At 66.3% G+C, this 11495-nt stretch carries 10 protein-coding genes and 1 tRNA gene; 6 read left to right on the forward strand and 5 right to left on the reverse strand.

Features of this window, described 5'->3' with window-relative positions; all coding sequences use genetic code 11:
- The first annotated feature begins 374 nt into the window (after positions 1-374).
- Positions 375-1802: a helix-turn-helix transcriptional regulator gene (locus OO71_RS34335; protein WP_084145488.1), complete on the forward strand. Its 1428-nt coding sequence runs from the start codon at positions 375-377 to the stop codon at positions 1800-1802.
- Here the strand turns inward: OO71_RS34335 and OO71_RS34340 are convergent.
- The 3 genes from OO71_RS34340 to OO71_RS34350 all read right to left on the reverse strand — a co-directional run bounded on the left by OO71_RS34340 (position 1791) and on the right by OO71_RS34350 (position 4195).
- Positions 1791-2141, reverse strand: a complete 351-nt coding sequence (locus tag OO71_RS34340; protein WP_033294137.1) for a hypothetical protein — start codon at positions 2139-2141, stop codon at positions 1791-1793. The two genes, OO71_RS34335 and OO71_RS34340, sit on opposite strands and share 12 nt — an antisense overlap.
- Positions 2138-3676 carry a hypothetical protein gene (locus OO71_RS34345; RefSeq protein ID WP_033294138.1) on the reverse strand — a complete coding sequence of 513 codons (1539 nt, stop codon included), beginning with the start codon at positions 3674-3676 and terminating at the stop codon, positions 2138-2140. The genes OO71_RS34340 and OO71_RS34345 overlap by 4 nt, the downstream gene beginning before the upstream one ends.
- A gap of 138 nt (positions 3677-3814) precedes the next feature.
- A complete protein-coding gene (locus tag OO71_RS34350) occupies positions 3815-4195 on the reverse strand; it encodes a helix-turn-helix domain-containing protein (RefSeq protein ID WP_033294139.1) in 381 nt (126 codons plus the stop codon).
- A 333-nt stretch (positions 4196-4528) separates the two neighbouring features.
- Between OO71_RS34350 and OO71_RS34355 the strand changes: the two genes are divergently transcribed.
- The 5 genes from OO71_RS34355 (at position 4529) to OO71_RS49515 (ending at position 9795) form a co-directional block, all read left to right on the forward strand.
- Entirely contained in the window at positions 4529-4852 is a 324-nt protein-coding gene (locus tag OO71_RS34355; RefSeq protein WP_033294190.1) for a WhiB family transcriptional regulator, read from the forward strand.
- Positions 4849-5178: a hypothetical protein gene (locus tag OO71_RS34360; RefSeq protein ID WP_033294140.1), complete on the forward strand. Its 330-nt coding sequence runs from the start codon at positions 4849-4851 to the stop codon at positions 5176-5178. The genes OO71_RS34355 and OO71_RS34360 overlap by 4 nt, the downstream gene beginning before the upstream one ends.
- On the forward strand, positions 5175-5861 hold the full coding sequence (locus OO71_RS34365; protein WP_033294141.1) for a hypothetical protein: 687 nt from the start codon (positions 5175-5177) through the stop codon (positions 5859-5861). The genes OO71_RS34360 and OO71_RS34365 overlap by 4 nt, the downstream gene beginning before the upstream one ends.
- Positions 5854-7896 (forward strand): FtsK/SpoIIIE domain-containing protein, encoded by a 2043-nt coding sequence (locus OO71_RS34370; RefSeq protein WP_033294142.1) that lies wholly within the window; start codon positions 5854-5856, stop codon positions 7894-7896. Before OO71_RS34365 ends, OO71_RS34370 begins: the two co-directional genes overlap by 8 nt.
- A 147-nt stretch (positions 7897-8043) precedes the next feature.
- The gene (locus tag OO71_RS49515) at positions 8044-9795 is read left to right on the forward strand and encodes a recombinase family protein (RefSeq protein ID WP_084145477.1); all 1752 of its coding nucleotides are present in this window, start codon (positions 8044-8046) and stop codon (positions 9793-9795) included.
- Here OO71_RS49515 and OO71_RS34375 read toward each other — a convergent pair.
- Both OO71_RS34375 and OO71_RS34380 read right to left on the reverse strand, forming a co-directional pair.
- Positions 9777-9860: transfer RNA gene (locus OO71_RS34375), tRNA-Leu, on the reverse strand. The two genes, OO71_RS49515 and OO71_RS34375, sit on opposite strands and share 19 nt — an antisense overlap.
- Before the next feature lie 433 nt (positions 9861-10293).
- Positions 10294-11115 carry a DUF72 domain-containing protein gene (locus tag OO71_RS34380; RefSeq protein ID WP_033294143.1) on the reverse strand — a complete coding sequence of 274 codons (822 nt, stop codon included), beginning with the start codon at positions 11113-11115 and terminating at the stop codon, positions 10294-10296.
- Positions 11116-11495 lie beyond the last annotated feature (380 nt).

Genomic DNA, 11495 nt, shown 5'->3' on the forward strand with positions numbered 1-11495 from the left:
GGTGGTAGATGCGTCTCGGAGCTGTCACGGTGTGCCGGGAGGCTGCGGAGCGGCGTGACACGACGAAACTGGCCTTGACCTGGGTGAATCCCGGTTGTGACAGCTGTGACGTGTCCCGCAGCAACAGCGGTTCGGGCGTCCGAGGAGGCCAGTTCTGGCTGTCGGCGACTGGCGCGCGTGGTGTCACGGTGCTCCGCGTCGGTCGGCATCGTCCTTGTCCTTGACGTCGGGTGATCTGTTGAAATCATTCAAGGTGAGCGATCACCCCGAGACCATGGCGCGCGTGTGGCAAGGCTGTGGCACTTGAGCGATCTACGTGCGTCTGCATTTGGTATCGTCCGGCTTGGCTAGCCAGAGGAGGCGGTGTGAGGGCGATGGCAGGGCGGCGAGAAGCGCTGATTTTGGCTCGCGAGGACGCCGGGCATACCCAAGAGACCCTTGCTGCAGTGCTCGGCGTGGATCGGACGACCGTTGCGCGCTGGGAAGCCGGTGGGCATCGTCCGTTGCCTCACCAGTGGCCGGAGCTGGGCCGCGCGCTCGGGCGGCCGGTCGCGGATGTTCGGGCGTTGTTCGGGGGTGGCTTGCCGGAGGTGGGAGGCTCTGCGCTTGCGTCGGCCTTCGCGTGGCTGGACAAGTCGGTGGGCTGGACTGCGGGCACTGCTCGACGCGCTGCGCGAGCAAAGCCGGGTCGCGCGCGTTCGCTTAGTCGCCAAGCGGCCGAGGCCGAGGCACTTCGGCGGTATTACGGCGCGCCCGAGGGCACGTATTGCTACTTCGGCGCGAGGGTCGGCGGCGAAGCCGTCGCCACGAGCGTGGTTACCAGACCGGGTTGGACCAATCTCCGATGTTCGCTCGATGGCCACCGGGACGCGCTCGCGCTTGATGCCCGTGCTGGAGCGGCGCGAAGGACCGTGACTCCGGACGTCGCCGTGGCCCGGCTGGCGGAGGCTGCGACGGCGGCCGTCCGGATTGCTGACCGGCCGCTCTATCGGTTGCTTGACGTTGACGTACACGCCGACCGTGTCGGCGGGACGGTCGGCACAACATCGTTTGTCGAGTACGCGTTAGGGCCGGATCTGCTCGAACGGGAGTTGGCGACTGGTGAGACCCAATTGCGGAGCGAGCTCTTGCCGGATTTCTCCAGCGTGTTCGACGTGCGTAACAGGCTTTGCGCTGGTGGGGTGCTGGCGCTGACGGCGATTGCGCGGCCGGAGGGCTCGGCGCGCGGCGAGGCTGACTATCTCCTGCTCGTGCAGGAACGGTCGGATCACGTGGTCAACGGGTCGCAGCGACTCGCCGTGATCCCGAAGGGGTTTCATGGGCCGCTGGCGGACAAGCGTGGTGACGCGCGGATCGGCGCGACCCTCCGGCGTGAGCTGGAAGAGGAACTGTTCGGCCGGGATGACGTCGACACCACGGCGGAGGCGCAGCGTGCGGCGGACCCGATGCACCCGGCGCGGTTGTCGGAGCCGATGCGGTGGCTCATGGCGGAGCCGGGCCGGATGCGGATGGAGTGCACCGGGTTCGGGTTCAACCTGGTCAGCGGTAACTACGAGTTCGCCGCGCTCGTCGTGATCGAGGGTGAGGAGTTTTGGCCGCGGTTCGGTGGAGTGGTCGAAGCGAACTGGGAGGTCTCCGGTCTCAGGCAGTACTCGTCGCTTGATCGGGAGCTGGTTGGTGAGCTGATCGCAGACGAGAAATGGACGAACGAAGGCTTGTTCGCGTTTCTGCTCGGGCTGCGGAGATTGTCGGAAATCGGTGGTGATCGGGTATCGTTGCCGCCGATTGAATTACGTTGCTGACGGCCACCGGACGGTCAGCACGACGGAATCGGCGATGGCTTCCCAGGAATGGTCGATTCCTGGTCCCCACATGACGTAGTCGCCTTGGCGTGTCATGGTTTTCGTGCCGGTGGTGAGGTGAATCCGGAACTCGCCGGAAATGAGCATCAGGAGCGTGGTGCGCTGGTCGTCGGCTGTCCACTCAGGACGCCTGTCTCCGGCAGGATGGTTCGCCCACTTGACTTCTACGTCGGTCGTGGCTCGAACGCCGTGTGACGGGTCGAGGAAATGGCCGATCAGCCAGCCGCGGTTGTCGGCGGCGTCTTCGTTGGCGTTGCCGCTCGTCCAGCCGTCTGTCACTCGCTGATCTCCCATTCGATCACCGGAAGTCGCACCCGTTCTCCGCCGATTCCTGCAAGGCGCCGTAGTCCTTGCGTCATGGCGAACAATCCTTCGTTGCTCCACGCTACATCACTCAGTAGCTCGGTGACGAGTTCGGCGTCTGTGGTCGAATATTGGCGGAGAGTGGTTGATTCCCAATTTGCGGCCACTACGCCGCCGTACTGGCGCCAGAATTCTTCGTCTTCGATGACGATGAGGCTGGCGAACTCGAAGTTACCGCTTACCAAGTTCAAGCCGAACCCGGTCGTCTCCATGCGAAGGCGGCCGGGTTCTTGCATGAGCCAGCGCATGGGTTCCGACATGAGTGTCGGGTGCATGGGGTCCGCCGTCAGTGAGTCGGCGACGGTGTTGTCGATGTCCGGGCGGCCGAACAACTCCTCTTCCATCTCGCGGCGGAGGGTGGCGCCGATCTGCGCGTCGTGGCGGACGTCGGTGAGCGGCTGGTGGAAGCCCTTCGGGATGACCGCGAGGCGGCGGTTCGCGTTCAGGACGTTGCCGGAGCGTTCTTGGACCAGCAGGACGTAGTCAGCCGGGCCGCGGAACGGATCGGCCGGCCGGGCGATTGCGGTGAGGGCGAGAGCGCCACCGGCGCAGAGTCGGTCGCCGACACTCAGGGCGGAAGCGAGGTCGGGCAGGTAATGGTCCCGCAACGGAAGCTTGAGTGGTCCGCCTGCGGTGATGGCGTCGACCAGCTCACCCTCTAGCAGGTCCATGGTCAGCGCGTAGTGGACGAAGTGCGTGATGCCGAAAGAGCCGGACAGCTGGTGCTCGGCGATGTCCAGCGTTAGGGCGCGGAACAGCGGGCTGTTCACAAGGCGGGTGTTCATGGCCAGTGACTCGGCGAGCCGGTGAACGGCGGCAGTGGTGGTGCATTCGTCAATGGCGACATCCGTCCCCGGCTGGGCGGTGGCGACTCTGAACCGGTCTGATGCCGGGCGTAGGTCGCAGTCGAGGTCGAGCCAGTCCGCGCAGGTCAGGATGCTGGTGGTCACGAGTTCGTCGCCGAACCGTGCGGTGTACAGGCCGTGTTCGCCGGTTCGGGTGCCGTAGTAGTTGGTGAGTGCGTCGGCCGTGTCGCTTTGGGTGACCCAGCTGCGGCGGGTGCTGCGGTCTCGCAGTGCTTGGGTGTCCAACTGCGCGGTTTTGGCTGCGACGGCGCGGCGGGCGGTTCCGGGTGGCCAGTGTGCGTGCTGGTCGATCCATTCGAGCGCGGATGTGATGTTCGGATCGTCCATGCGGGGATCGGTGGGAGCCGCGGTTGGAGCGCCGGTCAGCTCGGCGAAACGGGCCCGCTCAGCGTGACCGATCCGTTCGTAAGCGCGGTCGAGTAGCTGTTGCATCTCCGACCGCTGGCGCAAGTCTGGCTTTTCGTGCCAGGACGCGACCGTGCGGACGCCGATGCCGAGGTGTGCGGCGAAACCCTCATTGCTCATTCGGAGTGCGGCTTGTAGCGCTGATGCTGTTCGGCCTGTCCATTTGTCGGCCGGATTCATCAGTGTGCGCCTCCCGAATTCGAAGCTGCATTGATCGTGCACTGGTCCTGCATTGGCGATGCATGGGAACTGTCGCCGCTTCGGCCTTGAATTCCGGGTATGGAAATCACCTGGTTCATCAGCCCGAAGCGGCGGCCGTCAGCGTTTCTTCTGCACGTGGTCCACGACGGTCGCCAGACTGGTCTGGACCTTGTCCAGCCGGTCGGTGATGTCGGCGAGGCGCTGTTCGAGCGCGTCGAGGCGGGACCACAGTTCGCCGCCGTCGTCGGCCGGTTCGTCGGGGTGTGGCGGCGTGCGGTTCTGCAGCACGGCCTGCAGATGCTGCGGGTGCCAGCCGAGCGTGGTCGACAGTGCTTCGAGCGTGCGCGCGCTCCGTCGGCGCTCGACCGTGTGGTGCTGCAGCTCGCGCACGATCGCCTGCGACACGTGCGATCGCTCGGCCAGCTCGCGCTGCCGCCAGCCGAGCTCCTGCACGCGCATGTCGATCGCCTTCGCGACCGCCGCCCAATCCTCCGACACCTATTCCTCCGCGCTCCGCCTCAGCGCCGAGATTAGCGGTTCATTGCGCTTTTCTCGCGCCGCATAGCGGATGTGCCGCGGCGCGTCGGATATCCCTGTCTATTGGACAGCTGAAATCAACAACATAGTCTTGAAATCATCAGATTGGCCATTTCTCATGAACTCAAATCTCACTTTTCACACGCCGGATGAAGCGGCTTGGCTGCTCGGCATCTCGCGGGGCGCGGTCGGTCGGGCCATCCGGACTCGCAAGCTGCGAGTGGTCCGGCGCCGGGAAGGGCTCCGCATCCCGTCGACCGAACTGACGCGCGTCCTCGGCGGAGGTGCGGCGTGATGGACGAACTCACTTTGATCGGGATTGCTTGGCGGCTCGATGCGCTGCGTTGGGTGCCGTCCGACGTGCTCTACGACGTCGTGACCAGGGACGGAGTCTGCATGTGGCTCCATGATGGGGACCCGCCTCCGGCTGCGTCGGACAGGGAACTTGCCGCGCGGCTTTGTGCTGGGTGCCCGGTGCAGGACATGTGCTTGGAGCTGGAGTTGCGGACCGGAGGGGCTGCCACAGTCGGAGTCTGGGGCGGGATGACGGACGACGACCGGCAAGCGTTGCACCCGCACTGGCTGCGCCGTGGCGAGCGGGCCGGAGGTGCGCGATGAACGGGCTGACCGTCACGCCGACGCAGCTCATGGCCGGAGTCGGTGTGTTGCTGGTGCTGTTCTGGGTGTGGCGCGCGGGTGCGCGCCGGGCGAAGTTGGCTGCAGAGAAGGCGCGGTCCGGGGCGCGGCTGATATCGCTTGCCGGGCGGGTCTTGTTCAATGCGGCGCTGATTGTGGCTGTTCAGTGGGTCGTGATCGCGCACCAGGGCGGGCCGTGCTTGCTGTTGGCGGTGCTGGGGTTGCCTGCGCTGTTCGCGTCGTATGCGCTGACTCGGGCGCTGACTGTGACGACGGTCGAGACCTCGAAGCGGGGTGGTCGGCGATGAGTGGGGCGCAGAAGCTCGCGCGGGACGCTGCCGAGGCGGCGGAGGTTCGGGCGTATCAGACCGACCCGGATGTGGTCGCGTTGCGGATTGAGCGCGTGCGGCGGCAGGTCGACTGGATGGCGTGGTCCGGGATCGTGCTCGGTCTGGGGTTCACGATGACGAACGTGCAGACGTTCGCGTCGGTCGGTACGGCGGTCTGGTCGTTGCCGTGGCTGGCGGCGTGGGTGTTGGACCCGACAGTTTCGTTGGTATTGCTCGCGATTCTCCGTGCGGAGCAGGTGACGGCGCGGTACCAGGTGCGGACGGGGCCGTGGGTGCGGCGGGCGAAGTGGTTCACGCTTGCGGCGACGTATGTCATGAACACGTGGACGTCGTTCATGGGCGGTTCGGCGGCGGAGATCGTGTTGCATTCGGTGCCTCCGTTGGTGGTGTTCGTGGCGGTGGAGGCGGTCACGGATCTTCGGGACAAGCTGACGGATGCTGTGCTGGTTGCAGCCGGTGCTGGTCGGCCTGGGGAGCCTGGGCGGCGGAAGCTGTTCGCGGACTACCTCGCGGAGGCGCGGGCGGCTTGGGCGCCGGAGGTTGAGATAACGCCGGCGTGGGTTCGGCAAGTGACGGCGTGTTCGCGCGGGTTGTCGCCGCGGTTGGCTCGGGCGCTGCGTGCGGAGGTGGCTGATGGCTGACGACGCGTTGGTCAGGGCTGATCCGGTGCTTGACGGTGAGTTGGTGGATGACACGTTGCCGCAGGCCCGGCCGCGGAGGCGGTTCGCGCGACGGTGGGTGCCGTCGTGGTTGAACGATCGTCAGGCGGCGAAGGATTTCGCGGTGGCCGTGCTGCGATCGCCGTTCCGGTGTGTCGGCGCCGTCGCTCGTGGGCTGGTCGCGGTTGCGCGGTGGTGGCGGGCATGGGTAACCGTCCGGGACTTCCGCGAAGCTGCTGAGCAAGCCGAGAAGCTGGCGGACAAGTTCGCCGATATCCGGGCGTTGACCTTGTTCCGGTGGAAGGTGACCGGGGCGGTCGTGGTCGGAGCGGCGGTGGTCACGGTCGTGGCTCACCTGGGCTACGGCGCCCTTGCTCTGTGGATCATTGGCGGCAGTCTGGCGGTCGCGCTTGCGGTGCTTGGGCGGCGTCGGGAAGGGAGTCCGGGCAGGAAAGCAGTGCTCGCCGGGCCGCGGACGTTGCGCTGGACCATGGACCCGCAAGTGCTGGTCGACGCCTTCCGGGACGCGAAGCTGGTCGGCAAGGATGAGACGTTGCGGCTGGTCGAGCGCGCGAACCGGATGGGAGACGGCTGGGCGATCACCGTGGATCTTCCGGCGACGCGGAAAGCCGCGGACGTCATCAAGAACCGTGAGGCGTTGGCGTCGGCGCTTGCCGTCGATGAAGTGCAGCTGATCGTCGAGCGGGTGCGCGGTAATGGCGGGCACGCTGGCCGGGTCGCGATGTGGGTTGCGGATCAGGATCCGTACGCGTCGCCTCCGCGGAGGACGCCGTTGCTCGACGCTGCCCAGTGGGACGCGTGGCGGCCGGTCCCGTTTGGCCGGGATGCGCGAGATCGGCGGGTGGACCTTCCGTTGGTGTGGACGTCGTTGCTGGTCGGGGCGATTCCTCGGCAGGGCAAGACATTCGCGGCGAGACTGGCGGCGGCGGGGCTGGTACTTGACCCGTTCACGCGGCTCTATGTAGCGGACTTCAAGGCAGGCAAGGACTGGGACGCGGCTGCTCGCGTGGCGCATCGGTTCATGTCCGGTGACGAGCCCGAGCACGTGTTGGCGCTGGTCGGCTGGCTGGTGGAGCTGGTCGGTGAGGTGCAGGGACGGTTCCGCCGGATGCGGGAGTTGGACGACGAGACGTGTCCGGAGTCGAAGGTGACGCCTGCGATGTCGCGGGATCGGTCGCTGAACATGCCGATCACTGCGATTTTCGTGGATGAGGTGCAGGTTCCGCTGGAGGATCGGACGCCGGTCAAGGTTGAGGGCAAGACGTTGACTGCTGGTGAGTATGTCGGCGAGCTGCTGACCTGGCTGGCGAAGAAGGGTCCGGCGGCTGGGATCGTGCTGGTGTTGGCGACGCAGCGGCCGGATTCGAAGACGATCCCGTCGGGGTTGCGGGCGGTGCTCGGGTCGCGGTTTGCGTTGCGCGTCATGGATTGGCGGGACAGCAACATCGTCCTTGGCGAGCAGATGAACACGCGGGGGTATGACAGCAGTCGGCTGCTGGCGTCGCACAAGGGCGTCGGGATTCTCCGGCCGGACGGGGATGCACAGGCCGGTGGTGACGTACTGGCGTTGACCGTGCGGACGTATTACATGCCGAACGAGGATTGGCAGACGATCTGCCGCCGTGGTCGGGAGTTGCGTGAGGCGGAAGGGACCCTGACCGGGCATGCGGCAGGGTCGGATTTGGCGCTGGAGAACACGGTGAAGGTGCTTGGACCAGCGGAGGCATCCGAGCTGCCCGAGCCGCTGGCCTCGCTTGCGACGCATCTGGAGGGTGACGAGCGGGAGTTCATCCCGACGGCTGACCTGGTCGAGGCACTTTCGATCGATGCGAAGGAGTTTGCGCAGCTGATGGCGGACCTCGGGTGCAACCGCACCCGTGGGCGGCTGCCCGCCGAGGACGGGCGCGTCCGACAAGTTCGCGGGTACCAGACAGCTGAAATCAGGACAGCCATCGAACGGGAGCGCGGCCGGTCGGGTCAAGGCGGTGCGTCATGACTCGTCGCGGTGACCAATCTGGCGAAGTTCGCGTTATCCTGCCTGCAGTGACACCAACACTGACAGTGCCTGCGGCGCGGACGCTGTTGGCGATTCTGAGCGAACTGACTGCGGTTTCGATCCCGGAGCCGGTCGAGGGGGTGCAACGTGACGGCTGATTTCATCAGTGATCCGTGGGCGACGCTGGATGAGATTCTCGGTCTTCAAGCGGTAGAGCCGGTTGACGAAGGCATCGGGCCAGTGGCGTTCTACGGACGTTGCTCGACGGAGGACAACCAGGACCCGGAGACGTCACGCGGCTGGCAACTCGGGAACGCGCAGAAGTTCGTGGAGCCGTTCGGTGCGCGCGTGACCACTGAGTACTTCGATGTCGGTCAGTCGCGGTCAGTGCCATGGGAGCGACGGCAGGAGGCGTCTCGGCTGCTGGCAGCGCTCAAAGACCCTCGGCGTGGCTGGAACGCGATCGTGGTCGGCGAGGGTACACGGTGCTGGTTCGGTAACCAGTTCTCGCTGATCGCACCGCGGTTCGCGGCCTACGGAGTGGATCTGTGGGTGCCGGAGCTGGGTGGGAGGTTTGATCCGCGAAACCCGTCGCACAAGATGCTGATGAGCGTGCTCGGCGGGATGAGCGAGTCGGAGCGGCAGCATGTTCAGGCGCGTGTCCGTGCGGCGATGGATGCGCAGGTCATCAACGAGGGACGGCACCAGGGTGGCCGCGCGCCGTATGGGTACGTCGTGGTGGATGGCGGGCCGCATCCGAACCCGCGAAAGGCGGCCGAGGGATTCCGGTTGCGGGTACTTGCCGTTGACGAGGAACCGGCGGACATTGTGCGCCGAATTTTCGCGGAGTACTTGTCCGGCAACGGAGATCGGGCGATTGCCACTGGGCTCAACCGCTCCGGGATCCCGTGTCCGTCGGCGCGGCGGCCGGAGCAGAATCGGCACCGCCTCGCTGATGGGTGGCAAGGCAGCACGGTGCGGGCGATTTTGGAGAACCCGCGCTATACCGGCTATGCGTTCTTCGGGCGCTGGGCTCGGCAGGAGATGTTGCTTGACCCGGAGGACGTCGCGGCGGGGAACGTCGTGCGGTTTCGGCGTGCGGCGGCGGATCGCGTTGTGCGTTCCCGGACGCCCGCGCACCCGGAGGTCATCTCCGTGGAGGACTTCACGCAGGCGCAGCTACTGCGCCGTGCCAAGGCAGCCGGTGGCTTACGGACTGCTCGAAAGGCAGAGCGAGCTGGCCGTGCGGTCAAGCACCCGTACCTGTTCCGGGGCTTGATTCGCTGTGCGACGTGCGGACGGAAGATGGAGGGCAGTCCGCGCAAGCATGGCATGTACTACCGGTGCCCGGCGCGGACCCTGGCTCCCGGTTCACCGGCACTGGCGACGCATCCGCCGACGATCTATCTCCGTGAGGAACCGCTGCGGGATGCGGTGAACTGCTGGATTGGCGAACTGTTCGACCCGAAGAACGTCGATCGGACCGTCGAACAGCTGGTGGAGGCGCAACCCGTCGGGAAACCGGGGAGTGACGGGGCCGCTCGCCGACGGCTGGACGAGGCCGAGGCCAAGCTGCGACGGTTCCAGGACGCGATCGGTGCCGGGATCGACCCGGCAGCACTGGTGGAGAGCATCAACGAGGCGCAAGCCGACAGAGCGGTAGCGCAGGCCGAACTGGCAAGCACGGGACAACCGGCAGGGCTGACAGACGCCGAGGTCTACGCCATGATCGATTCACTCGGTGACATCGGAACTGCGCTGAACGATGGAGAACCGGGGAAGCTCGCCCAGCTGTACCGGGACTTGGCCCTTGACCTGCGGTTCGACCACGAAAAAGAGGCCGTCGATGTGACGGCCTCTCCGCGGGTGAATAATGCGTGTGTCCGAGGGGGGACTTGAACCCCCACGCCCGTTAAGGGCACTAGCACCTCAAGCTAGCGCGTCTGCCATTCCGCCACTCGGACTTGCTGATGAAGAGAGTATACGACGGTCAGGGCCATCATTTCAGGGGGGCCCGCAACGATGCCTCACACTGACATGAGATCATCATATGTTTTCAACATTCCGATGAGAATCAGGGAATTAGCTGGTCAACGGCCTGTTCAAAGACATCGTGGGCTGGCCTGACGGTCACATCGATCTTCACGTTCGTTGGGTGCTTCCAGTCACGATCAAGGGGAGCGTCGACCACTTTGGTGCCGCCACCCGCGACCTGCAACCCTGCCAGGTCCTCGGGCCGCAAAGCAGTGATCGGCGGGCACACCGCTGGTCACCGCGGCGTGTTCAAGTCAATCGGCGACGGACCCGCGCGCCACGTCGTGGACCTGCTCAGGGACCTCCTGGCCACCTCCATCTGGCACCCAAGCGAGCGAGTATCGCCGTCGAAGTGCAGCGGCGTCAGAACAGGGTCGCGGGTTCGACCGGCTCCGGTTCGGGCAGTGGGGCGAGATCAGGCACCAGCGCGCGCACCTCGGAGTGGAAGCTGCGGGTCAGCGCGGGTGCGTCGACGTTGTCGGGCGTGTGGACAAAGACCGTCGGTGACCGGCCCTCTCGTAGCCAGGCGGCGACCACCTCCGTCCATGGCCGCCAGCCCTTGACTGTCTCGCTGATCGAGTCCCGGCCCAGGTAGCGGACGATCGGGCGGTCGGTCAGTGCGCGGGTTCGCCGCGGGAGGCGTGGTTTCTTGGCCCAGGCGTCCTCCTCGGCCTCGCTGGTTGGGGGGCGCTGGAAGAAGACGGTGGTATCGAAGGGCACCCATTCGGCGGATGCGTCGGCGAGTGCCCGCTCCAGCGACGTCGAGCCGGTGTCGGTGAAGAAGCCGGGGTGTCGCACCTCCACTGCGCGACGGCGGTCGGTGGGGAGGCGGCGCAGGAAGCGGCGAAGGGCGTCGACGTCCGAAGGGGCGAATGACGCGGGCAGTTGCGTCCACAGGACGGCCCGGTCGCCGAGGGGGTCGATCGCGTCCAGGAACGTCCGCATTTCGGTCTCGACTCCGGCGAACCGGCGTTCGTGCGTGACGACCTTGGGCAGCTTGACGACGAACCGGAAGTCCGGGTCGGTCTGCTGTGCCCAGGTCTCGACGGTGTCCCGGGTGGGCGTTGCGTAGAAGGTGGTGTTGCCTTCGACCGCGTTGCACCAGCCAGCGTAGGCCCGCAGTCGCTCCTTGACCGGCAGTGGCTGCGGGAGGAACCGCCCCGGCCACGCCTTGTGGGTCCACATCGCGCAGCCGACATGAAGACGTGCCAACCCGGTCAGCTCCCCTCGCTCGCGAGTGAAGTTACTCCGAGGCCAGCGGCTCGTGCCTGGATGGTCAGCGAGACGAGGTGACCGGGTGCGGACGAGCTGGTCTTGACCCTGACGCCCGTGATCGCCACCGTCAGCGGCGCGGTGCTCACGGCCGTTACCGCTGCATCGCCCCCAAGCAACTGACGCTGCGGCCTGCTGAGATCGGGTTCGCCAGGGACGATGGTGGTCGGCGGTTGGTCGGGCTTCGCGCCGCAGGCGTTCTGTAGCTGCTGTCGGGCAGCGTCGAAGCCGGTTTGAAACTCGTGATCGAGTCGGGTCGTCGCGCCGTTGGCTGGAGCGGCGCGGTCGTCCAG

The organism is Amycolatopsis jejuensis, assembly GCF_000717335.1.
Taxonomy (GTDB): domain Bacteria; phylum Actinomycetota; class Actinomycetes; order Mycobacteriales; family Pseudonocardiaceae; genus Amycolatopsis; species Amycolatopsis jejuensis.